Source organism: Amycolatopsis taiwanensis DSM 45107 (genome assembly GCF_000519205.1).
GTDB classification, from domain to species: Bacteria; Actinomycetota; Actinomycetes; order Mycobacteriales; family Pseudonocardiaceae; genus Amycolatopsis_E; species Amycolatopsis_E taiwanensis.
On sequence record NZ_JAFB01000016.1, the window covers coordinates 1 to 23,958 of the forward strand.

A 23,958-nucleotide genomic window follows, 5' to 3' on the forward strand; every position below is an offset into this window, starting at 1 on the left:
CACCGCCATCGGCCGCCGCCACGGCCCCAACGCCGCCGAGAGCTCCCGGTCCAGCCCCAGCGCCCGCGCGGTATCAGCCAGCAGCACCGCACCCGCGTGAGAAACCACCCCGTTTCCGGCCGCGTCAACAACAGGCATGGGATAGAACCCCGTAGACTCACTCACCAGAAAGGTGCTCCAGATCTCGGAAAAATCGGTCCTCAGCAAACCGGATTCTCCCAGGTCAGAGCACCTTTCTCCCTATCCGACACACCCACACATCGAATTACCGTGAAAGCCCTGGGTTAAGCCGACCACTAACGGGCGCGGGCGGTGGGCGACCATGGCATATTCGCCACGGTGAACCACGAACTGTTCCTGCTCCGACACGGACAGACGGAGTGGTCGGTCAACGGCCGCCACACCGGCCGCACCGACGTCCCGCTGACCGCCGCCGGCGAGAGCCAGGCCAGGGCATCCGGCCTCACCCTGAGCAGCCTGCGCAAGGGCTCCGCGCTCGTGCTCAGCAGCCCGCGCCGTCGCGCCGTGCGCACCGCCGAGCTCGCCGGCCTGGTCGTCGGCGAGGTCACCGAGGAACTCGCCGAATGGGACTACGGCGACTACGAGGGCCTCACCACCCCGAAAATCCGCGAAACCGTGCCGGATTGGACAATCTGGACACATCCGGTGCCGGGCGGCGAAAGCCAGGAAGAGGTGGGCGCGCGAGCCGACCGGCTACTCGTGCGGGTACGCGCGGCGCTGGCCGACACCGAGGTGATCCTGGTCGGCCACGGTCACTTCAGCCGCGTACTGCTGGCCCGCTGGATCGGCCTGCCGCCCAGCGCGGGGGTACGCTTCGCGCTCGACCCGGCCGGGGTCTCCGTGCTCGGCGACGAGCGTGGCGTGCCCCAGATCCAGCACCTCAACATCGTGCCGTCCTAGGCAGTGGTTGAAAGGGCGCGCGATCGACCTCCGGCGCGCCCCCTCCCAGAAAGGTTTGGAGTGGCAGAGATCCGCCGCATTCGCGAGTCCGATGTAGACACCGTGGTGGGGTTGGTGCACGATCTCGCGGCGTACGAGAAGGCACCCACCGAATGCCACCTCACCCCGGACAGGCTGCGCGCGGCGCTGTTCGCCCCGGCGCCCGCACTGTTCGGGCACGTCGCCGTGGCCGACGACGAAATCGTCGGATTCATGCTGTGGTTCTTGAACTTCTCGACCTGGCGAGGCGTGCACGGCATCTATCTCGAGGACCTCTACGTGCGACCGGAGCTGCGCGGCTCGGGTCTGGGCAAGGCGTTGCTGGCCACGCTGGCCCGCGAATGCGTCGACAACGGCTACGCGCGACTGGAATGGTCAGTGCTCGACTGGAACCCGGCCACCGGGTTCTATCGCACACTCGGAGCGAAACCGATGGACGAGTGGACCGTCTACCGCCTCACCGACAGCGCCCTCGACTCGCTCGCCACGCACGCCCCGAAAGCGGCGGAGTAACCGGTTCCGGCCGGCGGGAGGCGCGCCGTCACGACTCGGGGTCGTCGGACCCCTCACGCTCTCGGCGGCGCCCCTCCAGGCCACCGCGCTCCGCGGCCTCCTCCTCGGTCTCGTCCGCATGCTGGCCCAGCGCCCAGGCGCGGGACGGCTGGCGGAACAGGAGCACCAGGACCAGCACACCGACCGCGATGAGCGGCACGCCCGGCGCCGGCTGTTCCGACGGCAACGCGAGGTACCAGCCGACCCCGATGGTCATGAGGGCGAGCACGACCCCGGGCGAGCGCGCCCAGGTGTGGCCGGCGGCGAGTCCCACGCCGCACATCAGCACGGCGATCGCGAACAGGGCGTAGAAACCGGCCTCGGCGAGCACGTTGCTACCGGTGGCGCTCGGCGAGGCCAGCAACACGCCGTCGAGCACCAGCAGCGCGACACCAAGCAGCGCTGTGATCAGCCCGGCTACCCGGACTTCGCGCGGAGCTGGTGCGACCTTGTCTGCGAGCGGCACTGGCGGCTTCCGTCCCTCGTTGCGGTATCCCGCGATCGGTGATCATCCCGGGCGCCCTGCCGCCCGATTCCGCGGTGGACCTGCGGCGACAACGGTCCGTGAACGCTACCGATGGTAAGCCACCCGGTCGGCCGTTTTCGAATCGCGGTCAACCGAGTCAAGATCTGATTGTCGTCGACGAGCCGGCGGTCGCCCGGGGTGCACTTGTCACGGCAGGGGGTCTGGGGGCTTGCCCCCAGTCGGGGGTGTGGGGGCTTGCCCCCACAGAGCGCAGTAACCCGTTGGCTAGTGATGGGAGGTTCACCGGCAAGTCGTGGCGTTGGCTCGCGTGGAAGTGAGAACCTTCCCAATGGCGGCGGGCTGGTCGCCGATTGACCTACCCTGCGGTAGTGCGCGCGATTCTCGTCGTCAACCCGCAGGCCACCTCGACCACGCCCGGAGGCCGGGACGTGCTGGCCCACGCGCTGGCCAGCCAGGTGAAGCTGGAGGTCGTCGAGACCGACTACCGGGGACATGCGCTCACGGTCGCCCACGCGGCGGCGCGTGACGGGGTGGACCTCGTGGTCGCGCACGGGGGCGACGGGACCGTCAACGAGGTGGTCAACGGCCTGCTCGCCGACGGTGTCGGCGAGGCTCCGGCACTCGGCGTCGTGCCCGGCGGGTCGGCCAACGTTTTCGCCCGCGCCTTGGGCATCTCGCACGACCCGGTGGAGGCCACCCACCAGCTGCTGCATGCCATCGAAGACGGGCACAGCCGGGTGGTCGGGCTCGGCCGCGCCGACGACCAATGGTTCACCTTCAACGCCGGGCTGGGCTGGGACGCCGATGTCGTCACCACCGTCGCCGACCGCCGGGGCAAACAGACCAACTCGCTGCTCTACATGCGCGCGGCGATCGCCTGCTACTTCCGGCCACCCCAGGGCCGCCACGCACTGTCCGTGCACCTGCCGGGCGAGGAACCGTTCGAGGTCCGCACCGCCTTCATCTCCAACACCGGGCCATGGAGCTATCTCGGTGACCGGCCGCTGCATCTGAACGCCGGCACCTCCTTCGACACCGGCCTCGGCCTGTTCGCGCTCCGCCGCCTGAGCCTGCCGACGGTGTTCCGGCACACCCGGCAGGCGCTGCGCAAGGAAGCGAAAAGGCACCGCGGACGGCAACTGGCCTGTTACGACGACCTTTCCGAACTCAGCGTCTCCGCCGAAGAACCAGTAAACTTCCAGGTGGATGGCGATCCGGTCGGTCCGCGCCGGCTGGTCAGGTTTTCGAGCGTGCCCGCCGCCTTGACGGTGCTCGTCTGACGGACACGTGCGACGACCATCCCCAGGTGATCGCACGAGGCAAACTCCGGATTGCCGTTCGTCGACGCCAGGGACCCGCTTACCGCACAGACTTCCGCCTCGAACGGTCGCTTCGCGGGGAAACCGCAGGTCAGCGGGGTCGCCTGACCAGGTGAGCTGACTCACCGATCACCACTAAGCCCTTGTCGAAAGCGGTGCTTCGTGAAAGCATTCACAAGCACCCCAAAAACGACCGCCATGACGACCTGTGGCGCAGCACAATGCGCCCTCAGAAGGAGCTCAGAGAAATGGACTGGCGCCACGACGCGGCCTGCCGAGACGAGGACCCCGAACTGTTCTTCCCGGTGGGAAGCAGCGGTCCCGCTCTGCTGCAGATCGCCGAGGCGAAAGCCGTATGCCACCGCTGCACTGTGGCGTCTGACTGCCTGGCCTGGGCTCTGGCCAGTGGTCAGGACGCCGGCGTGTGGGGCGGTATGAGCGAAGACGAGCGGCGTGCCCTCAAGCGGCGTCGCGCTCACATCGGTATGCGCAGCAACGCCTGAAACAGATGCGTCGCCGACTGTCGCGCACCTGATCAAGGTCCGCGGCGGTCCGCCACATCGCCCAATCGCGCAAGAGCCGGTACCCACCCAGCGGGTACCGGCTCTTGTGCGTCTCACTCCCACAACAGCGGCCACGTAAGCGGTTGTTTCAAAGCGGCGAAGCCGCTCGCCGTGAGGCACGCAACTTGCACCGCCGCGGGTTCTGAGGCGGTTCCTGGCGAGGACAGCGCCGACGTGGTGAATTGGCCATTCATGAGGAGGCGATCCCGGAGCCAGGGACCGCCTCAGGTTCCGCTACCCGCACCGCCACGCAAGCCGCCTCAATACAACCCTCAGAGACGGCGGCTTAGGGGGATGCGTAGGGCGGCCTCTGTACCGTGCTTGTTCCCGTCCCGCAGGCGGCGCAGCGAAAGCGACCCGCGCAGTTCCGACTCGACGAGCGTGCGAACGATCTGCAGGCCCAGGCCGTCGGCCCGCTCCAGGGAGAAGCCCGACGGCAGTCCCCGGCCGTTGTCCCGGATCAGCACGTCCAGCCACCGCGCGGAGCGCGACACGGAGATCTCCACCCGCCCCGGGCGTCCGTGCGGAAAGGCGTGCTCGACGGCGTTCTGCACGAGTTCGGCCAGCACCATCACCAGCGGCGTGGCGATCTCGGCCACCACCACCCCGAACGAACCCGTCCGCGCGATGTCCACCCGCGACTCCGCGGTGGCCACCTCGCTGACCATCGGCAGCACCTTGTCCAGCAACTGGTCGAGGTCCACCCGCTCGTCGACGGACACCGACAGGGCCTCGTGGACCATCGCGATGGAGGCGACGCGGCGAACCGATTCGGTCAGCGCCTGCCGAGCCTGCGGGCTCGACGTCCGGCGCGACTGCAGGCGCAGCAACGCCGCCACGGTCTGCAGGTTGTTCTTCACGCGATGGTGAATCTCGCGGATCGTGGCGTCCTTGGACAGCAGGGCGCGGTCGCGGCGCTTCACCTCGGTGACATCCCGCACCAGCACCAGCGCGCCGGCCGGCTGCCCGTGCGGGCGCAGCGGCAGGGCCCGGAACAGCACCACCGCGCCGCGGCGCGAGTCCGCCTCCGTCCGGCTGCCGGGCTTGCCGTCGAGCGCGTCCAGGATGCGGTGCGCCACCTCGGTCGCGTCGAACGGGTCGCGGATCAAGGACCGGGTCAGCGGGGCCAGCCGGGTGCCCACCAGGTCCGACTCGTGCCCCATGCGGTGGTAGGCGGACAGCCCGTTCGGGCTGGCGAAAACCACGTTCCCGGTCGCGTCGAGCCGGATCAGCCCGTCGCCCACGCGCGGGCTCGTGTGCACGTCGGCCTGTGAATCCGGGAACGGGAACGTGCCGTCGGCGATCATCTGGCACAGGTCGCCCGCGCTGCCCAGATAGGCCACCTCCAGCGGGCTGGGCACCCGCGGCACGGCCAGGTTCGTCTCCCGGCTCAGCACCGCGATGACCTTGCCGCCAAACGTGACCGGGACGGCCTCGCGGCGCATCGGCAGATCACGGAACCAGTGCGGGTCCTCCTCGCGGCAGATCCGCACCTCACGCGTCGCCCGCGCCAACTGGGGGTGCTCGTCGAGGGTGCACCGGGTACCGACCACGTCTTCGGGATGCGCGGTCGGCCCCGTCGTGGGCCGGGCCTGCGCGACGCACACGAAGTCGCCGCCCTGCGCGTTCAGTTCGGGCGAGACCGGCACCCAGAGCAGGAAGTCCGCGAACGACAGATCGGCCAGCAGCTGCCACTCGGCAACCACGGCCTGCAGATGGTCGGCGGCTTCGCCGGACAAACCGGTGTTCTCGGCCAAAAGATCCGAAAGCGTGGACAAAGCTCTACGTCACCTCTCTGCCCCAGTCCGGTCCTCTGAGACAGCATGACACACTGAGGGACACCGTCAGATGGAGGAATGGCATGTCGAAGCGAGCCCGCAAGCGCCGCGACCGCAAGAAGAGCGGTGCCAACCACGGCAAGCGGCCCAACGCCTGATCAAACGAGAAGGGCCCCGGCACTCGCCGGGGCCTTTCTCACTCAGGTCGTGGGTCAGCTGGTGGTCGCCGACTGGTCGTCGCGGCGTTCGATGGTGACCTCGGTGCGTTCGACGGTCAGCCCGCCACGGTCTTCCACCATCCGCTGGATCGACGCGCGCAGCTTTCGCTTCAGCTCCTCGGGTGCGTGGTCGCCGCCGCATTTGCGGGCGAACAACTGCTTGAGGTGCTCGTCGATGCCGTACTCCTCCAGGCAGGGCGGGCAGTCCTCGAGGTGCCGCCTGAGTTCGGCGTCACGTTCCGGGCCGCACTCCCGGTCCAGCAGCAGGTAGATCTCGGCGAGAGCCTCCGCACAGTCGACCTTGTCCTCAGCGTGCTCGGAGTTCATCGCTGTCCCTCCGCGCAGAGACCGTAGTGACCCTGATTGCCGCGGCTTGACCGGCCGGTCATCGCGCTACCTCCTGCCGGGCGCCCCGGATGAAACCACGCTCACGTGCGACGTCCGCGAGCAGGCTGCGCAGCTGGGCGCGGCCACGGTGCAGGCGGGACATCACGGTGCCGATGGGCGTGTCCATGATCTCGGCAATTTCCTTGTACGCGAAGCCTTCGACGTCTGCAAGGTAGACCGCCAGGCGGAACTCTTCCGGCAGTTGCTGGAGCGCCGCCTTCACGTCCGTGTCCGGCAGCCGGTCCATGGCCTCGACCTCGGCCGAGCGCAAGCCACTGGAGGTGTGGCTTTCCGCCTGGGCGATCTGCCAGTCGGTGATCTCCTCGGTGGGCTGCTGCAACGGCTGACGCTGACGCTTGCGGTAACCGTTGATGTAAGTGTTGGTGAGGATGCGATACAGCCAGGCCTTGAGGTTCGTGCCTTCCCTGAACGAGGAAAACGCGCCAAAAGCCTTCAGGTAGGTCTCCTGCACCAGGTCTTCGGCGTCGGCCGGATTGCGAGTCATCCGCATGGCGGCCGAGTACAGCTGGTCCAGCAGGGGCATGGCGTCCCGTTCGAAACGCTCAACTCGCTCCCGCTCGGTCGAGCCGGACTCCAGTGCCGCGGAATTCTGCGTGCTCGGCAAACTGTTCCCTTCCCCGTGCGCGCCGCTGCGGGCGGTGCCCGCTGTTTGCGGAACGCATGTCCCCCTCGAGAATACGCGGGTACGCCCGCCGGGGCCGGGTACGTCGGGCCAGGTCACACCCCGCGTGGGCCGTTCGCGGGTCGCAAGCTTGGTAACCACGTCTGGCACAACAAGCTCCGGCGTGGACTCATTCCCGCTCCGCCCCCCACACCCCCGGTTGTTAGCCTGCGCACATGGCGGGAAAGGGAACACCGGCGACCGCGTTGCTCGCCAGGCAGAAGGTCGTGCACAAGATCCACGGCTACGACCACGACCCCAAGCACGAGTCGTACGGCACGGAAGCGGCCGAGGCGCTCGGTGTCGAGCCCGAGCGGGTGTTCAAGACGCTGGTCGCCGAGGTCGACGGCGCACTCACCGTCGGCGTGGTCCCGGTCACCGGACAGCTGGACCTCAAGGCCCTCGCGGCGGCGGCCGGCGGTAAGCGGGCGAAGATGGCCGACGCCGCCGCTGCTCAACGCGCCACCGGCTACGTGCTGGGCGGTATCTCGCCACTCGGCCAGCGAAGCTGGCTACCGGTCGTGATCGACGAGTCGGCCAACAAGTTCGAGACGGTGTTCTGCTCGGGCGGGCGCCGTGGCCTGGAAATCGAACTGGCGCCGGAGGACCTGATCCGGCTGGCAGCCGCCACCGTCGCCCCGATCGCAAGCTGAGCTTGGCTTTGACGTGATTCACGTGGCGGTGCGGGTAGCGGAACCCACAACGTGCGGCCTAGCCCCGCGAAGCGGGGCCTACTCGAGCGGGCGGAGGACTCGCGACAGCCACTCCGAGGTGATCCGCGTCAGCGCGTCGAGGTCCGAATCGAGCGCGTGTGTGCCGGGAATCACGACGACCTCGTGGTGCGGCCCGGCCTCGGGCCGGCCGAACGGGTCGCTCTCGCCCTGCACGACGAGCGTCGGCACCTCCACGGCGTCGAGTTCCGGCTGACGGGTCCGTTCCGGCTTGCCGGGCGGGTGCTCGGGAAACGCGAGGCACAGCACCGCGAACGCCTGCCCGGCCGAGGCCGTCCGGCACGCCACCCGCGCCCCCGACGAGCGGCCGCCGAACACCTGCGGCAGGTCGTCGAACCGTTCGGCCAGTTCCTCGGCAACCGCCAGCCAAGCCGCGTCGAGCTGCCTCGCGGGCGCCGGCGCCCGGCGACCGGCCACCCGATAGGGCTGCTCGACCAGCGCCACGTGCACACCGACCGCGTGTGCCGCGCGGGCGACCGCGACCAGGTCCTTGGCGGCGACCCCACCGCCCGCCCCATGTCCGAGCAGCAGCACCGCGAAGCCCTCCTCGGCACAGTGCAACTCGGCCCGTGCCGGGCCGTGCGGGGTCTCGATGGTGAGCGAGGTCATGGGGTCAGGTCACGTCGAACAGGGACTGGTCGAGGTCGGGTGCCGGGGCCGCGGCCGGTTCGATCAGGCCGGGACCGTTGTTGCGGACGCTGTTGACCTGGTCCGAGACCGGGCGCAGTTCGAGCGAGTCGACGAGTTCCGGCGTCGGCGCCAGCAACTCGCTCACGTCGCCGGTGTCCGGGTCGAGCCAGGCCGCCCAGTCGCGCCGGGGCACGAGCAACGGCATGCGGTCGTGGATTTCGGTGAGCCGTCCGGTGGCGGCGGTGGTGATGATCGAGAACGTGATCAGCGGGCTCGCGTCCGGATCCTTCTTGTCCCGCCAGCTTTCCCAGATTCCGGCGAAGGCGAGCGACGAAGAGTCGGGGCCGGTCATGAAGAACGGCTCCTTCACCTTGCCGTTGCGCCGCCACTCGTACCAGCCGTCCGCGGGCACCAGGCACCGGCGCTTCGCGAGCGCCGTCCGGAACGCGGGTTTCTCGGTCGCGGTCTCCGCCCGAGTGTTGATCATCCGGTTACCCACGGACGGGTCCTTGGCCCAGAACGGCACCAGGCCCCAGCGCATCAGGCGCAGGGTCCGCTCGGTCGGCTCATGGGTCAGCACGTTGCCTTCCGCGTCGCGCGGATGGCGCTGCACCACGGTGACGACGTTCTTGGTCGGCGCCACGTTGTAGTCGGCGTCGCGCGCCTTGCCTTCCGTCTGGTCGGCGGCACCGAATTCCTCGACCAGTTTGGCCGGGCTCTTCGATGCCGAATAGCGGCCACACATCTCGCCCAACTCCTTCGCGCCCGGGGTACCCGGGACCCATCGTGACATCATGCATGTCGCGTTGTGGATAGCGTTCCATCTAAGCACCGGAGACGGAAAGGGACGGAAATTTGGCGGCACGGGACTGGCGCAGGCTCGACGAGAGCGATGTCCGGGTGCGCCCCGGACGTGGCTCCCGGCCTCGAAGCAAGCGGCGGCCCGAGCACGCCGATGCGACGCGCGCCATGGTCGTGGCCGTCGACCGGGGCCGCTGGACGTGCGCGGTGGACGGCGATCCCCACCGGCTGGTGACGGCCATGCGGGCGCGGGAGCTGGGCCGCACTCCGGTGGTGGTGGGTGACGAAGTGGGCCTGGTCGGCGACGTCAGCGGACGGCCGGACACGCTGGCCAGGATCGTCCGGGTCACCGAGCGCACCAGCGTGCTCCGCCGCACCGCCGACGACACCGACCCGTTCGAACGGGTCGTCGTGGCCAACGCCGAGCAGTTGCTCATCGTCACCGCGCTGGCCGATCCCCCGCCACGCACCGGGTTCATCGACCGGTGCCTGGTCGCCTGCTACGCGGGTGGTCTGCAACCGGTGCTCTGCCTCACCAAGGCCGACCTCGCCGACGCCGGCGAGCTGACCGCCCGCTACGCCGAACTGGCGGTGCCGACCCTGGTGACCCGCTACGACCAGGACTTCCCGGAGCTGACCGAGACGGTGCGCGGCCGGGTGTCCGCGCTCGTCGGGCATTCCGGGGTCGGCAAGTCGACACTGGTCAACCGGCTGGTGCCGGACGCGGGGCTGGCCACCGGTGTGGTGACCGCGGCCGGCAAGGGCCGCCACACCTCCGTCGCGGCCGTCGCGCTGCCGCTGCCCGACGGCGGGTGGGTGGTCGACACGCCCGGGGTGCGGTCGTTCGGGCTCGCGCACGTCACCGCCGACGACATCGTCGCCGCCTTCGAGGAGTTCGCCGAGGCCGCCGAGGAATGCCCGCCCGGTTGCGGCCATCTCGGCCCGCCGGAAGATCCGGGCTGCATGCTCGACGAGGTCGAGGACAAGCACCGGCTCCCTTCGCTCCGGCGCCTGCTCGCCTCCCGCGCGGGCCTGGAACCTTGAGGCTCCCGAGCGAGTCCAATGGAAACCCGCACAAACAGGACCTGGGCAACAGGTACCGTCACGGAAACCTGAGCGGGTCGAAACTGGAGGGAACCATGACGAAGGCCCGGCTCGCCGTCGGCGGACTCGCGCTGGCCATCACGATCGGCGCATGCGGCGCGGGACCCGTGAGCGGGCAGGCATCACCGGCCGGCTCGGACACGCTGTTCGGCAACGCGAAGGAGTTGGTGCGGGTCGCATCCGCGAAGACCGACCAGGCGAAGACGGCGAAGTTCACGATCACCGAGACGATCGGCGGCACACCGATCACCACCCACGGTGAGGGCCGCTACGACGGCCCCAACACCGCCATCAAGACGACGATGAGCGTGGTGGGCATGGAAATGGAAACGCGGATCGTGGACCAGGCCGTCTACGTCAAGTTTCCGGCGGAGATGGGCCGCGCGATGACCGCCGGCAAGCCGTGGGGCCGGTTTTCCGCGGGCAACCCGATAGCCAAGGTCATGGGCGCCACCGCGGGCACGGCCGAGCAGAACGACCCGACCAGGATTCTCGACCAGGTCCAGCAGGCGGGCACGATCACCAAGAGCGAGAAGACCACCCTCGACGGACAGCCGGTTACCCATTACTGGGTGGACATCGACTTCGCCAAGGCGCTCGAAACGTTCGCCACGGGCTTCGGCTTGCCCGCCGATGGGATGCAGGGGCTCGCGGACGCCCAGGTCGTGATCCCGATGGAGCTGTGGCTCAATCAGGACTCCCTGCCCGTACAGATCACCGAAGACCTGACCGCGATCACGAACGAGTCCGGCCTGGCCGAAGCCGGCATGCCCGTGAACATCATGGTGAAGTACAGCGACTGGGGGACCCCGGTGGACGTCCAGGCCCCGCCCGCCGACCAGGTCGGCGAGCTGACCCTGGACCTCGACCACAACTAGCCGCGCGCCTTTCTTCACCGGACGGCACGGCGTTCTTCTTCCCTGATCTTCCGGTGCGGATCACGAATTCCTTGCTGTTTATCATGATCGCAACGCCCCGCCTGCCTGAACCGAAGAACCACTGATGTCTCAGGCGATGCATGTCGAAACCGGAGGAACCATGAAGAAGGCCATACTGGCCGTAAGCGGACTCGCGCTGGTCGTCACGATCAGCGCGTGCGGTGCGAGACCCGAGACCGGGCAGGCACCATCGGGCGGCTCGGACAGCCTGTTCGGCAACGCTCAGGAACTCGTGCGGGCCGCGTCCGCGAAGACCGACCAGGCTCAGTCGACGAAGTTCACGCTCACCGAGACGTTGGGCAGCATGGGAAAGATCACCGCCCACGGTGAGGGCCGCTTCGGCGCCGACCCCGTCATGGACATGAAGATGAATGTCCTGGGGGGCCCACAGAGCATGGAAATGGAAATGCGGCTCGTGGACAAAACCTTCTACATCAAGGTTCCGCCGGAGCAGAGCGCGAAGACCGGCGGCAAACCCTGGGGCCGGGTTGTCGTGGACGAAAAGACCGCGAAGGCCATGGGCGACGTTACACAGACGGCCGAGCAGAACGACCCGACCAAGATTCTCGACCAGATCCAGCAGGCAGGCACGATCACCAAGAGCGAGAAGACCACCCTCGACGGCCAACCGGCCAGCCATTACTGGGTGGACATCGACTTCGCCAAGGCCGCCACGTTGTTGGCCGACAGCTCTGGATTGTCTGCCGAGGAAGTGCAGGAGCTCGCCAAGAAACAGCTCCCGCCGATCCCGATGGAGCTGTGGCTCAACCAGGACTCCCTGCCAATGCAGATCACCGAGGACCTGTCTCCCCTCATGAAGGCGGCCGGGGCGCCGGAGAGCCTCCTGCCCATCAGCGTCATGATGAACTACAGCGACTGGGGAACCCCGGTCGACGTCCAGGCCCCACCCGCCAACCAGGTCGGCGAGTTCAAACCCGACGCCAAGTAAACGGGCCCGGAGGCTTGCCCCAGGCGCCGTCTGGGTTTTCCACTCAGAAAACAGACGTGGCCCCGCACAGCCGTGCGGGGCCACGTCGACTCGTTCGGCCCGTCCACCAGTTCGAGAATCCGTCCGTATTCGGCGTCCGGCTGAACAATTCGCGATGAATGCGCGCCCGGCCCCGACCATCTCGGCCCGCCGGAAGGTCCGGACTGCCCGCTCGACGAGGTCGAGGACAAGCACAGGTTCCCTTCGCTCAGACGCCTTTATCGCGTCTGAGCCATAGTCCCGCAACCACCGATGTTTCCGGCGACGCATGTCGAAATTGGAGGAACCATGAACAGGGCCATGCTGGCCGTAGGCGGACTCGCACTGCTCGTCACCGTTGGCGCGTGCGGCACGAGTTCCGGGACCGGACAGGCATCACCGACCGGCTCGGACACGCTGTTCGGCAACGCACAGGAACTGGTACGGGTCGTGTCCACGAAGACCGGCCAGGCAAAGTCGACGAGGTTCACGCTCACCGAGACGATCGGTAGCGAGGGGACGATCGTCACCCACGGTGAGGGCCGCTTCGGCGCCGACCCCGCCATGGGCCTGACGATAAACGTCTTGGGTCTAGGGGGAGGCTTCGGGGGCCAGGAATTGGAACTGCGGTTCGTGGGCCCAACCGTCTACCTCAAGATCCCGCCGAAGGAGCGCGCGAAGGTCGGCGGAAAGCCATGGGCCCGGATTACGGACAACCAACTCGGGGAGGAGTTCGCCAAAATTTTAGACATGACTAAGCAGAACGACCCGACCAAGATTCTCGACCAGATCCAGCAGGCGGGCACGATCACCAAGAGCGAGAAGACCACCCTCGACGGGCAGCCGGCCAGCCATTACTGGGTGGACATCGACTTCGCCAAGGCCACCGAGTCGCTCGCCACGATCTCCCTATTGCCCGCCGAGGAAGTGCAGAAACTCGTCGGCCAGGTGAAAGCGATTCCGATGGAGCTGTGGCTCAACCAGGACTCCCTGCCGGTACAGATCACCGAGGACCTGACCGAGATCGCGAAGGTGGCCGGTGAGGCGGAATACGAAACGCCCATGAACATCAGGCTCACGTACGACGCCTGGGGAACTCCGGTCGACATCCAGGACCCACCCGCCGACCAGCTCGCCAACTAGAAAAGCTCGCTGAAGGCTTGCACCCAGGCGTGGTCTGGGGGCTTGGGCCATAACAAGCCGACGCAAACCCGTACAAAAAGACCCGCATCACGCGCGCAACGGCTACCGTCACTGCGAAGACCCGAGCAGGGTCCAAACCCGGGGTGGTAAGGCCCCAAACGCCTGAACCACAGGCCCAGAACCACCGTGTTTCAGGCTACGAAGGTCGAAACCGGAGGAACCATGAAGAAGGCGCTACTGGCCGTGAGTGGACTCGCGCTGATCGTCACGGTCAGCGCATGCGGCTCAAGACCCGAGAGCGGGCAGGCATCGCCGCCCGCATCGGACACGCTGTTCGGCAACGCGCAGGAGCTGGTACGGGCGGCAACCGCGAAAACCGGCCAAGCGCAGTCGGCGAAGTTCACGCTCACCGAGACGGTCGGCAACGAGATGGTCACCGCCCATGGTGAGGGCCGCTTCGGCACCAACGCCGCCATGGACCTGACGATGAAAGTCCAGGGCGAAGAAGTGGAAATGCGGTTCGTGGACAAAACCTTCTACATCAAGGTTCCGCCGGAGCAGATGGAGGCGACCGGCGGCAAGCCGTGGGGCCGGATTTCCGCGGACAACGAGCTCGGGAAGGTCCTGGGCAGCCTTGCGAACACGGCCGAGCAGAACGACCCGGCCAAGATTCTCGACCAGATCCAGCAGGCAGGCACGATCACCAAGAGCGAGAAGACCACTCTCGACGGCCAACCGGCCAGCCATTACTGGGTGGACATCGACTTCGCCAAGGCCGCCGCGTCGTTCGCCGAAAGCTCCGGATTGCCCCCCGAGGAACTGCAGAAACTCGCCGGCAACAAGATCAAGACGATCCCGGTGGAGCTGTGGCTCAACCAGGACTCCCTGCCGGTGCAGATCACCGAGGACATAACCCCGATCCTGAAGGCGGCCGGCGGGCCAGAAGCCGGCCAGTCCGCGAACATCATCATGAAGTACAGCGACTGGGGAGCTCCGGTCGACGTCCAGGCCCCGCCCGCCGACCAGGTCGCCGACCTGGACCTCGGCCTCAACTAGAAAAGAGCTTCCGCGGCTGAATCCGGGGTTTTGCATTCCAGACGACACAGGTGGCCCCGCACGGCCGTGCGGGGCCACCCGCCGGTCAACCCATATGCGGGTAGCGGATGTCGGTTGGCGCGTCGAAGGTTTCCTTGATCGAGCGCGGGCTGGCCCAGCGAAGCAGGTTGAACATCGAGCCGGCCTTGTCGTTGGTGCCGGAGGCACGCGAGCCGCCGAAGGGCTGCTGTCCGACGATCGACCCGGTCGGCTTGTCATTGACGTAGAAGTTGCCGGCCGTGAAGCGCAACGCATGATGCGCCTGCTGTACCGCGGCCCGGTCATCGGCGAACACCGAACCCGTCAGCGCATACGGCGAGGTTTCGTCCACCGCCTCGAGAATCCGTTCGTATTCGGCATCCGGGTAAACGTGCACCGCGAGGATCGGGCCGAAGTATTCGGTCGAGAAGACCTGGTGCGTGGGGTCGTCGGACACGAGCACGGTCGGCTCGACGAAGTACCCGACCGAGTCGTCACACTTCCCGCCGGCCAGGAGCGTCAGTGCCGGGTCGTTGTCCACTGTAGACAGCAGCGCGCGGTGCTTGGCGAACGCGCGCGCGTCGATCACCGCGCCGCCGAACAGCGAGAAGTCCGTGATGTCACCGAATTTCACGGTCCTGGTGAGATCCGCCAGCTCCTCGGCGAGCCCGCCTTCCCACAGCGACCGGGGCAGGTAGGCGCGGGAAGCGGCCGAACATTTCTGGCCCTGGTATTCGAACGCGCCCCGCACCAGGGCCGGCGCGAGCTTGTCCTGGCGCGCCGAGGAATGGGCGACGACAAAATCCTTGCCGCCCGTTTCACCGACGATTCTCGGGTAGCTGTGGTAAGTGTCGAGGTTCTCCGCGATCCGCCGCCACAGCAGCTTGAACGTCGCGGTGGAACCGGTGAAGTGCAGCCCGGCGAAGCCCGGGTCGGCGAGCGCCACCTCGCTGACCGCCCGCCCGTCGCCGGTCACCAGGTTGATCACGCCCGGCGGCAGCCCGGCCTCCTCGAAGATCCGCATCGTGTAGTGCGCGGCCAGTTGCTGGGTCGGGGTGGGCTTCCACACCACGGTGTTGCCCATCAACGCGGGCGAGCTGGGCAGGTTGCCGGCGATCGCGGTGAAGTTGAACGGGGTGATCGCCACGACGAACCCGTCCAGCGGCCGGTACTCCATCCGGTTCCACACCCCGGGCGCCGAGTTCGGCTGCTCGGCCAGGATGCGGCGGGCGTAATGCACGTTGAACCGCAAGAAGTCGATCAGCTCGCAGGCCGCGTCGATCTCGGCCTGCTGGACCGACTTCGACTGCCCGAGCATGGTCGCCGCGTTCAACGTGTCCCGGTAGGGGCCGGCGATCTTCTCCGCGGCGCGCAGGAAGATCGCGGCGCGCTCGTCGAAGGGCATTTCCCGCCAGCCGGGCGCGGCCCGCTTCGCCGCCGCCACCGCGTCCGCCACGTCCTCCCCGGTCGCCTGCGCGGACTCCCCGAGCACGTGGCCGTGGTCGTGCGGCTGGACGACGTCGAACACCTCGCCCCGGGCCAGGCGCTGCTGCCCGCCGATGGTCTGGGGAAGCTCGTGTTTCTCCGACTCCAGCTCCGCGATCCGCCGCCGCAATGATTCTCGCTCGGCGGAACCGGGCGCGTACCCGCGAACCGGTTCGTTCACCGGCGTAGGCACCTTCGTGACGCCGTCCATGTCCGTCAACCTCCTCGGCTTGTGGCCCAGCACTCATTGTGCTTCGTGAGGACTCCGCGTCCACACCCCCAAGTTTTGCCCGACACGGAACCAACGTCACGTCTCCATCGAATCCGGCTTCATCCCCCCTCTCGCCTGACCGACTGCATCCACTCTCCCGCGTCCTACAGGACCCAAGCCAGGTGGTGTCTTCAAGCGGCGTCAGCCGCTTGCGGTGAGGCACGCAACCGGTTCCGCTACCCGCACCGCCCCGCAAGTCCCTGGACACCACACTGGCTAGAGGAGTTCCAGGAGGAAGGGGAGCTCCTGCGGCGCGTACCAGGCCAGTTCGTGGTCCTCGGCGTCGCCGAGCGCGAACTCGGCGTCCAGATCGCCCAGGTCCGCGGCGTCGATCACGTTCGCCGCGGTCCGCACCGCCTCCTCGGCTTCCTCGGAGTCGACGTGCACCGCCGCCACCTCCGCGAGCACCACGGGCCCGGCCAGCCGGACGACCGCGGCGTCCAGGTCGGGCCGGGCGGTGGCGTTGTCCACGTCGACCGAGACCACGACCCGCCGTGGCCTCTCCTTCTCGTCGTCGGCCAGCAGCCGCAACGAGGCGCGCGCCGCGTCCAGCAGCGCGGCGTACTCCAGTTCCTCCGTGGACCCACTGGTGTAGGACTCACGCAGTGCCGGGGTGAGCGCGAACCCGGTGCCACTGACCGGTTGCAGCTTCCCCTCCGAGACCAGCTTCCGCAGCATCCCGATCGTCGCGGGGAGATAGACCCTCACCAATCCGCACCCTTCAGTCGGAGTGTTCGTCACGCCTGGGGAGCCGCGGCCGGCCCACCCAGCACGGTGCCTCACCAATTCCTACCCTGCAATTCCGCCAGGGACTCCTCGATCATGGAAGCGAGGTATCCCACGTCGGACACCGCCTTGCGGTCCGCGTTGAGTCCGAAACAGACCGCTCCGCGGTAGGACGTGACACCGATGGCCAGCGCCTGGTTCCGGGCCAGCGGGATCACCGGGTACATCTCGGCCATTCTCGCCTGGCCGGCGTACAGCGGTATCTGCGGTCCCGGCGAGTTCGTGATCACCAGGTTGAAGATCCGCCCGGAGAACGAGCGGGCCGTCCGCGCGGCCAGCGAATGCATGGTGGCCGGCGCGAAACCGCCGACCTTCAGCATGGCGCGCGCGGTCACCGAACGGCGCGTGTCCGTGTAGGCCCGCATCGCGTGGCTGATGTGCTGCAGCCGCAGCACCGGGTTCGCCTCGCCGACCGGCAACTCCACCAGGTGCGCCTCCAACTGGTTGTTCACCAGCCCGGCCGTGGAGAACTCCATCGAGCCCGGCTCGAGGACGGCCATCGGCACCAGGGCGCGCAGCGACGCGCTCGGGGCGAGGCTTTCGCCCCGCGACAGCAGCCATTGCCGCAACGCGCCGGTGATCGAGGCCAGCACGATGTCGTTGACCGTCCCGCCGTGCTCGCCCCGCACCTTGCGGTAGTCCTCCAGTCGCGTACGCACCACCGTGAAGATCCGGCCGCCGGACACGGGCCCGTTCAGCGGCCCGGCCGGTGCCGGGCGGATCAGCGTGCGCGCCACGGAGGCCAGTCCACCGACGGTGTCGACGAGTTTGCCCGCCGTCGCCGCGACATCGCCCACCACCGCGCGAAGGTTCTCCGCCAGCTCGCCAGGCCGCCGGACGGTCTCGCTGACCGCGTCCAGCACGAGTTGCGTGGTCGACGGCTGCCGTCGGGGCACCCAGGTGTCCTCGGCCGGCTCGCAGCGCTGCGGGGTCGAGTCCAGGATGAGCTGGCCCAGCTCCACCGTGCCGACCCCGTCGACCACGGCCTGATGGGTCTTGGTGACCAACGCCACCCGGCCGTTCTCCAGTCCCTCGATGAAGTAGGTCTCCCACAGCGGGCGCTCGTGGTCCAGTGGCCGCGCCATCAACCTCGCCACCAGCTCGAACAGCTGCCCGTCGGTCCCGGGTGCGGGCAGCGCGGAGCGCCGGACGTGGTAGCTCAGGTCGAAGTCCACGTCGTCCGCCCAGACCGGCCGGGCGAGGTATCCGGGCACGCTCACGACCCGTTCCCGATACCGCGGCAGGTACGCCAGCCGCTGCCCGACCAGGCACAACACCTGCTCGTAGTCGAAGCCATCGCGCGGCCGCTCGAATATCGCCACCCCACCCACATGCATCGGAGTCACGGCGTCTTCCAGGTACAGGAACGACGCGTCCAGCGCGGAAAGGCGGTCTGGCATGACGCGATCCTGACACAACCTGCTGTACTTGGTGCTGTGCCTCAAGCGAACACTGCCGTTTCCCCGAAGGACCGGTTCCTCACCGTCTATGGACGCAAGCCCGTCCTGGAGGCACTGGACAACCCGGACCTCGAGGTGGACAAGGTGATTCTCGCCGACACCGCGCGCGAGCCGGCCGCGGCGGAGATCCAGCGTGCGGCGCGGTCCGCCGGGGTCGCGGTACACCGGGCCAGCGCGCACCGGGTGAAGGTGCTCGCCGGAAACGGCAAGCAGGACCAGGGCGTCCTGGCCGACGTGGTGGCTCCGCGGATGCGCCCGCTCAACGCCGCGTTGTCGGCGAAGCGGCTCCCCGCGCGGGTGCTCGTGCTCGACGGGATCACCACGCCCGCGAACGTCGGCATGATCCTGCGCACCGCCACGGCAGCCGGGCTGGGCGGGATCGTCGTGCCGCGGCGCGGGGTCGCGGCCCTGGATCCGTTGGTGGTGAAGGCTTCCGCGGGCGTCGCCTTCCGGGCGCCGGTGCTGCGCTGTGGCACCGCGGCCGAGGCCGCGCGGGCGCTCGTCGACGCCGGGTACCGGCTCTATGGGCTGGGCTCGTCCAACGGCGAGCCGCTCTTCGACGCCGAGTTGCCCGGCCGGGCCGCCTTCGTACTGGGCGGCGAGACGGCCGGGGTCTCGGCGGAGGTCGCGGAGCTGGTGACCGGCTGGCTGTCCATTCCGATGCCGGGCGACGTGGAGTCCCTCAACGTCGCCGCCGCGGCCGCCGTTCTCTGCTTCGACCTGGTGCGCCGACTCAGCTGACGCGAGTCCCCCACTCCCGTCGCGCGAGTCCCACGTTCCCGACCCGCGAGTCCCACGTTCCTGTCGCGCGAGTCCCACGTTCCTGTCGCGCGAGTCCCACGTTCCTGTCGCGCGAGTCCCGGTTTCCCGCCTACCGGAAGGTGAGACACGCGCTACGCGAGTGTGGGACTCGCGCTACCGGAAGGTGGGACACGCGCTACGGGAATGGGGGACTCGCGCTGCTTGCCGGAACCCGTTTTCACCATTTCGTGCGGTGTTTGTCCGAATCCGCGCCCCCGCGCGCTCTATCGGGCACACACGATCAGCGAACCCATGGGGGAACGGCGCAATGACGCACACCACCGTCGACACGGCCCTGAGCCCACTGCGACCCTACGAGCCCGACCGCGAGCACGTGGACCTCCTGGAAACCGGTGCGGACGTGCCGTCCGGACCGGGCGGGCCCGGCGGTAAACCCAACGGCCCGCCGATCGAACTACGGCACCTGCGCGCCGTGCTCAACCTCATCCTGGAAGTCCGCGCCGGGTACCGGCCACCGGCCCAGCTCCACGCCCTCGTCCACCCGCGCCTGGTGCGCCTGCTGAGCGAGGAACCCACGGTCACGACCGGCCGGTACACGTTGAAGTCGGTGCGCGCCTGCCGGGTCGCGCCCGATGCGGTCGAAGCCTGCGGCACCGCGCACAGCCAAGGCCGCGCCTACGCCGTCGTCGCCCGTTTCGAGCGCGCCGATCAGGGTTGGCGGTGCGTCTGCTTCAACCTCATCCGCCCGCGCCGCACCTGAGGATCAACGGCCCCGCTTGGTCTTCTTGGCCTGGGCACGTGCGGCGGCGCGGCGCTCGCGGCGGGTGCCGCCGCCCGCCTGGCCGCCACCGGCTTGGCCGCCACCGGCCTGCCCGCCGCCCGCCTTGCCGGACGAACCGCCGCTGCGCCGCGACTGCACGCCGCCCTGTTCGGCGGGCCCGGAGTAGGTCAGCCCCTGCTGCGGGGCCTGCCCGTCGAGGCCCCGGCCACGCAACGCGGTGGGCACCGGCTGCGGTTCGGGTGCCGCGACCGGCTGCTGCGGCGGAACCGGCTGAGCATGCCGGCCGGCCGAGAGCACCGCCTGCGCCGGGTCCGACGCGGGCTGTGGCTCGGGCTGGGTGGGCTGCTCGAACTGGGCGTGGAACAGCAGCGAGACGGACTCTTCCTTCAGCGAGTCGAGCATCGCGCTGAACATGTCGAAGCCCTCGCGCTGGTACTCGATGAGCGGGTCGCGCTGGGCCATCGCACGCAGGCCGATGCCCTCCTTGAGGTAGTCCATCTCATAGAGGTGCTCGCGCCACTTTCGGTCCAGGACGAAGAGCAGCACCTGCCGCTCGACCTGGCGCATCGCGCCTTCGCCGCCCACGGCGTCGACCTCGGCTTCGCGCTGCCGGTACGCCTTACGTGCGTCCTCGACCAGGGTCTCGGTCAGGAACTCGGAGCTGATGTCCTCGTCGTCCTCGGTCAGCGACTCCCAGGTCACCGACACCGGGTACAGCTGCTTCAGCGCGATCCACAGCTTCTCGTGGTCCCAGTCCTCGGCGTACCCCTCGGACGTGGCGGCCTGTACGTAGGCCGTGACCACGTCGACGAGCATGTTCTCCATCTGGTCGCTCAGGTCCTCACCCTCGAGCACGCGCCGGCGCTCGCCGTAGATGACCTTGCGCTGCTCGTTCATGACCTCGTCGTACTTGAGGACGTTCTTGCGCTGCTCCATGTTCTGCTGCTCGACCTGCGTCTGCGCGCTCTTGATGGCGCGCGAGACCATCTTGGCCTCGATCGGCACGTCGTCCGGCAGCCGCATGGTGGTCATCACGCGCTCGACCATCACGGCGTTGAACCGCCGCATCAGCTCGTCACCCAGGGACAGGTAGAATCGCGACTCACCCGGGTCGCCCTGGCGACCGGAACGGCCGCGCAGCTGGTTGTCGATGCGCCGGGACTCGTGCCGCTCGGTGCCGAGCACGTACAGCCCGCCGGCCTCACGGACCTCCTCGGCCTCCGCCTTCGCCTCGGCCTTGACCTCCTCGAGCACCTGCGGCCACGCGGCCTCGTACTCCTCGGAGTTCTCCACCGGGTCGAGCCCACGCTCGCGCAGCCGTTCGTCGGCGATGATGTCCGGGTTGCCGCCGAGCACGATGTCGGTGCCGCGGCCGGCCATGTTGGTGGCCACGGTGACCGCGCCCTTGCGCCCGGCGCGGGCCACGATCAGCGCTTCCCGGTCGTGGTGCTTCGCGTTGAGCACCTCGTGCGGCACGCTCAGCTTGAGCAGCAGCTTCGACAGGTACTCCGACTTCTCCACGCTGGTGGTGCCGACCAGCACTGGCTGGCCGTTCTCGTGCCGCTCGGCGATGTCCTCGGCGACCGCCTCGAACTTGGCCTGCTCGCTCTTGTAGATCAGGTCGGGCTGGTCCTGCCTGATCATCGCGCGGTTGGTCGGGATCGGAACCACACCGAGCTTGTAGGTCTGGTGGAACTCGGCCGCCTCGGTCTCGGCGGTACCGGTCATGCCGGCGAGCTTGTCGTAGAGGCGGAAGTAGTTCTGCAGCGTGATCGTGGCCAAGGTCTGGTTCTCGGCCTTGATCTCGACGCCTTCCTTGGCCTCGATCGCCTGGTGCATGCCCTCGTTGTAGCGGCGCCCGTGCAGGATGCGGCCGGTGAACTCGTCGACGATGAGCACTTCGGCGTTGCGGACGATGTAGTCCTTGTCGCGCTTGAACAGCTCCTTGGCCTTCAGCGCGTTGTTGAGGTAGCCGACCAGCGGCGTGTTCGCGGCTTCGTAGAGGTTGTCGATGCCGAGCTGGTCCTCGACGTACGCGACGCCCTTCTCCGTGACACCGACGGTCCGCTTGCGGATGTCGACCTCGTAGTGGACGTCCGGCTTCATCAGCGGTGCCATCCGGGCGAACTCGACGTACCAGCGCGCGGACTGCTCGGCGGGGCCGGAGATGATCAGCGGAGTGCGGGCCTCGTCGATGAGGATCGAGTCGACCTCGTCGACGATGGCGAAGTTGTGCCCGCGCTGCACACAGTCTTCCAGCGTCCAGGCCATGTTGTCGCGCAGGTAGTCGAAGCCGAACTCGTTGTTGGTCCCGTAGGTGATGTCGGCCTGGTATGCCTCACGGCGCACGTTCGGCGGCAGCTCGGACAAGACGACCCCGACCTCGAGACCGAGGAACCGGTGAATACGGCCCATCCATTCGGAGTCACGTTTGGCCAGATAGTCGTTCGTGGTGACCAGGTGAACGCCCTTGCCCGACAGCGCGTTCAAATAGACCGCCAGCGCCGAGGTCAGGGTCTTGCCTTCACCGGTCTTCATCTCGGCGACCTGGCCGAGGTGCAACGCGGCGGCCCCCATGAGCTGCACGTCGAACGGTCGCTGGCCGAGTACCCGCAGCGCGGCCTCTCTGGCCACGGCGAACGCCTCCGGCAGCAGCTCGTCCAGCGATTCCCCCGCACCACCGTCGTAGCGCTTGCGGAACTCGTCCGTTTTCGCGCGCAGCTCGGCGTCGGAAAGGTCCTTCACGTCATCTTCGAGGGTGTTGATGTGGTCGGCGATCGTGCGCAGCCGCTTGAGCATCTTGCCCTCGCCCGCGCGCAGCAGGCGGTTGAGAACCATCCGGTCGACCTCACTAGCTGTCAGAGTTGTCCGACCCCATGGTAGGGAAGGACCGGCGGGTGGCGCACGCACCGCACCCATATACACGATGACAACGCTGAACGGCCCGCACGCACTCCGAGCGCGTGCGGGCCGCCAGAGCGGAAAAGTTACCCGAGCCTGATCACCCCGTAGTCGAATCCCTTCCTGCGGTACACAACGCTGGGCCGGCCCGTTTCGGCGTCGTTGAACAAGTAGAAGTCGTGGCCGACCAACTCCATGTTGTGGAGTGCCCGGTCGACGGTCATGGGCTCGGCGGAATGGTGCTTCTCGCGCACGATCCGACCGGGGGTGTGGTCGATCGCGTCAGTGTCCCAACGTGGTTGCGGGACCTCGACTTCGGAACTGGGGATGGCGTCCCCGGACTGCTCGGCCGCGGGCGCCTCGAGCACCGCCGTGCTCGTGCCGGCCAGGGGGCCGCTCCCGGTGGTCGCGCCGGCACCGACGGCCGAAGTCGCTTCCGCGACCGATTCCGGGCGACTGCGCCCGTAGTGCACCCGGCGGCGGTCGTGTATCCGCCGCAGGCGGTTCTCCAGCTTGCTCACCGCGGCATCGAGGGCGGCGTAGAAATCACCCGCGGAAGCCTCCGCGCGGACGACCGGGCCCCTGCCCTTGACGGTGATCTCGACCCGCTGGCAACTCTTGGCCTGCCTGCGGTTGGGTTCGTGGAAGAGCTCCACGTCGTAACGGAAGACCTTCTTGTCGTAGCGTTCCAGACGGGCGAGCTTGCCGCTCACGTGCGTCCGGTAATGGTCGGGCACCTCCACGTTGCGCCCCTTGACGACGATGTCCATACACGACCTCCCTCATTCCTGATGAGTTCGAGCTCTTCGGATATGGCGCCGGAACCCGGCGCCAAGTCATCGGCTGCCCACCTCCTGCCGGGCGGAAATCGCTATAGCGCTGCACGGTAGCCCGGCAGCCCGCGTCACAACACCCCCCGCGTCGGGGGATGTGACGACGCGGAAACGGTGACCGTGCGCGCCCGAAGGCGGTAACGGAGGCGCTACGGATTGGGCCTTTCGGGGTAACGCCGGTCCGCCGATTTCATCTTGACAACGGCGCGTGTTCGAGCGTTCTCGCCACTTCATGACGCTGCGGCGACGGCGAGGCGTCAAGTCGTTCCCACTCCGGTGTCGCGCTGATCCGAGCGTGCTCACCGTTATGGCGTACCGCAGGCACGAGAATCCCTCGGCTGTGTT

24 protein-coding genes and 1 pseudogene are annotated in these 23,958 nt (G+C 68.2%); 13 read left to right on the forward strand and 12 right to left on the reverse strand.

The window, feature by feature from the left end:
* A pseudogene (locus A3CU_RS54450) lies at nt 1-165 on the reverse strand (IS1380 family transposase); the annotation flags it as partial.
* A 174-nt stretch (nt 166-339) separates the two neighbouring features.
* On the opposite strand from A3CU_RS54450, the gene A3CU_RS0114675 reads away from it, so the two are divergent.
* Both A3CU_RS0114675 and A3CU_RS0114680 read left to right on the forward strand, forming a co-directional pair.
* On the forward strand, nt 340-921 hold the full coding sequence (locus A3CU_RS0114675) for an acid phosphatase (RefSeq protein WP_027942931.1): 582 nt from the start codon (nt 340-342) through the stop codon (nt 919-921).
* 60 nt (nt 922-981) lie between these two features.
* Entirely contained in the window at nt 982-1,473 is a 492-nt protein-coding gene (locus A3CU_RS0114680; RefSeq protein WP_027942932.1) for a GNAT family N-acetyltransferase, read from the forward strand.
* 28 nt (nt 1,474-1,501) lie between these two features.
* Here the strand turns inward: A3CU_RS0114680 and A3CU_RS0114685 are convergent, their stop codons facing one another.
* Entirely contained in the window at nt 1,502-1,978 is a 477-nt protein-coding gene (locus A3CU_RS0114685; RefSeq protein WP_027942933.1) for a DUF7144 family membrane protein, read from the reverse strand.
* Nucleotides 1,979-2,367: 389 nt separating this feature from the next.
* On the opposite strand from A3CU_RS0114685, the gene A3CU_RS0114690 reads away from it, so the two are divergent.
* Nucleotides 2,368-3,279, forward strand: coding sequence for a diacylglycerol/lipid kinase family protein (locus A3CU_RS0114690; RefSeq protein WP_027942934.1), 912 nt, complete (start codon nt 2,368-2,370; stop codon nt 3,277-3,279).
* Between the two features lie 287 nt (nt 3,280-3,566).
* Nucleotides 3,567-3,821, forward strand: a complete 255-nt coding sequence (locus A3CU_RS0114695) for a WhiB family transcriptional regulator (RefSeq protein WP_027942935.1) — start codon at nt 3,567-3,569, stop codon at nt 3,819-3,821.
* A gap of 332 nt (nt 3,822-4,153) precedes the next feature.
* Here the strand turns inward: A3CU_RS0114695 and A3CU_RS0114700 are convergent, their stop codons facing one another.
* Nucleotides 4,154-5,659, reverse strand: a complete 1,506-nt coding sequence (locus A3CU_RS0114700; protein ID WP_027942936.1) for a sensor histidine kinase — start codon at nt 5,657-5,659, stop codon at nt 4,154-4,156.
* An 83-nt stretch (nt 5,660-5,742) separates the two neighbouring features.
* On the opposite strand from A3CU_RS0114700, the gene A3CU_RS55600 reads away from it, so the two are divergent.
* Complete coding sequence (locus A3CU_RS55600) at nt 5,743-5,817, forward strand: 50S ribosomal protein bL37 (protein ID WP_425388248.1); 75 nt, start codon at nt 5,743-5,745, stop codon at nt 5,815-5,817.
* A 54-nt stretch (nt 5,818-5,871) separates the two neighbouring features.
* On the opposite strand, the gene rsrA is transcribed toward A3CU_RS55600, so the two are convergent.
* Together rsrA and A3CU_RS0114710 are read right to left on the reverse strand one after the other, a co-directional pair.
* Nucleotides 5,872-6,204 (reverse strand): mycothiol system anti-sigma-R factor, encoded by a 333-nt coding sequence (gene rsrA, locus A3CU_RS0114705; RefSeq protein WP_027942937.1) that lies wholly within the window; start codon nt 6,202-6,204, stop codon nt 5,872-5,874.
* A gap of 58 nt (nt 6,205-6,262) precedes the next feature.
* The gene (locus A3CU_RS0114710) at nt 6,263-6,889 is read right to left on the reverse strand and encodes a sigma-70 family RNA polymerase sigma factor (protein WP_027942938.1); all 627 of its coding nucleotides are present in this window, start codon (nt 6,887-6,889) and stop codon (nt 6,263-6,265) included.
* A 233-nt stretch (nt 6,890-7,122) separates the two neighbouring features.
* Between A3CU_RS0114710 and ybaK the strand changes: the two genes are divergently transcribed.
* Nucleotides 7,123-7,599, forward strand: a complete 477-nt coding sequence (ybaK, locus tag A3CU_RS0114715; protein ID WP_027942939.1) for a Cys-tRNA(Pro) deacylase — start codon at nt 7,123-7,125, stop codon at nt 7,597-7,599.
* A gap of 78 nt (nt 7,600-7,677) precedes the next feature.
* Here the strand turns inward: ybaK and A3CU_RS0114720 are convergent, their stop codons facing one another.
* Nucleotides 7,678-8,286 carry an alpha/beta hydrolase family protein gene (locus A3CU_RS0114720; RefSeq protein ID WP_027942940.1) on the reverse strand — a complete coding sequence of 203 codons (609 nt, stop codon included), beginning with the start codon at nt 8,284-8,286 and terminating at the stop codon, nt 7,678-7,680.
* A gap of 4 nt (nt 8,287-8,290) precedes the next feature.
* A complete protein-coding gene (locus A3CU_RS0114725) occupies nt 8,291-9,052 on the reverse strand; it encodes an SOS response-associated peptidase (RefSeq protein WP_027942941.1) in 762 nt (253 codons plus the stop codon).
* A gap of 110 nt (nt 9,053-9,162) precedes the next feature.
* Here A3CU_RS0114725 and rsgA point away from each other — a divergent pair, with 110 nt between their 5' ends.
* From rsgA to A3CU_RS0114750, 5 genes are all read left to right on the forward strand, one after another.
* Nucleotides 9,163-10,152 carry a ribosome small subunit-dependent GTPase A gene (gene rsgA, locus A3CU_RS0114730; RefSeq protein WP_027942942.1) on the forward strand — a complete coding sequence of 330 codons (990 nt, stop codon included), beginning with the start codon at nt 9,163-9,165 and terminating at the stop codon, nt 10,150-10,152.
* 95 nt (nt 10,153-10,247) lie between these two features.
* Nucleotides 10,248-11,090, forward strand: coding sequence for an SCO4651 family lipoprotein (locus A3CU_RS0114735; protein ID WP_027942943.1), 843 nt, complete (start codon nt 10,248-10,250; stop codon nt 11,088-11,090).
* 160 nt (nt 11,091-11,250) lie between these two features.
* On the forward strand, nt 11,251-12,099 hold the full coding sequence (locus A3CU_RS0114740) for an SCO4651 family lipoprotein (RefSeq protein WP_027942944.1): 849 nt from the start codon (nt 11,251-11,253) through the stop codon (nt 12,097-12,099).
* Between the two features lie 327 nt (nt 12,100-12,426).
* A complete protein-coding gene (locus tag A3CU_RS0114745) occupies nt 12,427-13,260 on the forward strand; it encodes an SCO4651 family lipoprotein (RefSeq protein WP_043841183.1) in 834 nt (277 codons plus the stop codon).
* A gap of 222 nt (nt 13,261-13,482) precedes the next feature.
* A complete protein-coding gene (locus tag A3CU_RS0114750) occupies nt 13,483-14,316 on the forward strand; it encodes an SCO4651 family lipoprotein (protein ID WP_027942946.1) in 834 nt (277 codons plus the stop codon).
* Nucleotides 14,317-14,401: 85 nt separating this feature from the next.
* Here the strand turns inward: A3CU_RS0114750 and pruA are convergent, their stop codons facing one another.
* The 3 genes from pruA to A3CU_RS0114765 all read right to left on the reverse strand — a co-directional run bounded on the left by pruA (nt 14,402) and on the right by A3CU_RS0114765 (nt 18,276).
* Complete coding sequence (gene pruA, locus A3CU_RS0114755) at nt 14,402-16,030, reverse strand: L-glutamate gamma-semialdehyde dehydrogenase (protein ID WP_027942947.1); 1,629 nt, start codon at nt 16,028-16,030, stop codon at nt 14,402-14,404.
* 276 nt (nt 16,031-16,306) lie between these two features.
* Entirely contained in the window at nt 16,307-16,798 is a 492-nt protein-coding gene (locus A3CU_RS0114760) for a DUF6912 family protein (RefSeq protein WP_027942948.1), read from the reverse strand.
* Between the two features lie 71 nt (nt 16,799-16,869).
* The gene (locus A3CU_RS0114765) at nt 16,870-18,276 is read right to left on the reverse strand and encodes a WS/DGAT/MGAT family O-acyltransferase (RefSeq protein WP_027942949.1); all 1,407 of its coding nucleotides are present in this window, start codon (nt 18,274-18,276) and stop codon (nt 16,870-16,872) included.
* A 36-nt stretch (nt 18,277-18,312) separates the two neighbouring features.
* On the opposite strand from A3CU_RS0114765, the gene A3CU_RS0114770 reads away from it, so the two are divergent.
* Both A3CU_RS0114770 and A3CU_RS44835 read left to right on the forward strand, forming a co-directional pair.
* Complete coding sequence (locus A3CU_RS0114770; RefSeq protein ID WP_027942950.1) at nt 18,313-19,077, forward strand: TrmH family RNA methyltransferase; 765 nt, start codon at nt 18,313-18,315, stop codon at nt 19,075-19,077.
* Nucleotides 19,078-19,405: 328 nt separating this feature from the next.
* On the forward strand, nt 19,406-19,858 hold the full coding sequence (locus tag A3CU_RS44835) for an Rv3235 family protein (RefSeq protein WP_052371737.1): 453 nt from the start codon (nt 19,406-19,408) through the stop codon (nt 19,856-19,858).
* A gap of 3 nt (nt 19,859-19,861) precedes the next feature.
* Here the strand turns inward: A3CU_RS44835 and secA are convergent, their stop codons facing one another.
* Entirely contained in the window at nt 19,862-22,717 is a 2,856-nt protein-coding gene (gene secA, locus A3CU_RS0114780) for a preprotein translocase subunit SecA (protein WP_027942951.1), read from the reverse strand.
* Nucleotides 22,718-22,866: 149 nt separating this feature from the next.
* Entirely contained in the window at nt 22,867-23,550 is a 684-nt protein-coding gene (gene hpf, locus A3CU_RS0114785; protein ID WP_027942952.1) for a ribosome hibernation-promoting factor, HPF/YfiA family, read from the reverse strand.
* Nucleotides 23,551-23,958 lie beyond the last annotated feature (408 nt).

What these genes read in the sequence shown, in the direction of transcription:
- hpf (WP_027942952.1), bottom strand. Translation starts at nt 23,550, where the DNA reads ATGGACATCGTCGTCAAGGGGCGCAACGTGGAGGTGCCCGACCATTAC.
- secA (WP_027942951.1), bottom strand. Translation starts at nt 22,717, where the DNA reads ATGGTTCTCAACCGCCTGCTGCGCGCGGGCGAGGGCAAGATGCTCAAG.
- A3CU_RS44835 (WP_052371737.1), top strand. Translation starts at nt 19,406, where the DNA reads ATGACGCACACCACCGTCGACACGGCCCTGAGCCCACTGCGACCCTAC.
- A3CU_RS0114720 (WP_027942940.1), bottom strand. Translation starts at nt 8,286, where the DNA reads ATGACCTCGCTCACCATCGAGACCCCGCACGGCCCGGCACGGGCCGAG.
- rsrA (WP_027942937.1), bottom strand. Translation starts at nt 6,204, where the DNA reads ATGAACTCCGAGCACGCTGAGGACAAGGTCGACTGTGCGGAGGCTCTC.
- A3CU_RS0114725 (WP_027942941.1), bottom strand. Translation starts at nt 9,052, where the DNA reads ATGTGTGGCCGCTATTCGGCATCGAAGAGCCCGGCCAAACTGGTCGAG.
- A3CU_RS0114740 (WP_027942944.1), top strand. Translation starts at nt 11,251, where the DNA reads ATGAAGAAGGCCATACTGGCCGTAAGCGGACTCGCGCTGGTCGTCACG.
- A3CU_RS0114735 (WP_027942943.1), top strand. Translation starts at nt 10,248, where the DNA reads ATGACGAAGGCCCGGCTCGCCGTCGGCGGACTCGCGCTGGCCATCACG.
- A3CU_RS0114750 (WP_027942946.1), top strand. Translation starts at nt 13,483, where the DNA reads ATGAAGAAGGCGCTACTGGCCGTGAGTGGACTCGCGCTGATCGTCACG.
- A3CU_RS0114745 (WP_043841183.1), top strand. Translation starts at nt 12,427, where the DNA reads ATGAACAGGGCCATGCTGGCCGTAGGCGGACTCGCACTGCTCGTCACC.
- A3CU_RS0114695 (WP_027942935.1), top strand. Translation starts at nt 3,567, where the DNA reads ATGGACTGGCGCCACGACGCGGCCTGCCGAGACGAGGACCCCGAACTG.
- ybaK (WP_027942939.1), top strand. Translation starts at nt 7,123, where the DNA reads ATGGCGGGAAAGGGAACACCGGCGACCGCGTTGCTCGCCAGGCAGAAG.
- pruA (WP_027942947.1), bottom strand. Translation starts at nt 16,030, where the DNA reads ATGGACGGCGTCACGAAGGTGCCTACGCCGGTGAACGAACCGGTTCGC.
- A3CU_RS0114765 (WP_027942949.1), bottom strand. Translation starts at nt 18,276, where the DNA reads ATGCCAGACCGCCTTTCCGCGCTGGACGCGTCGTTCCTGTACCTGGAA.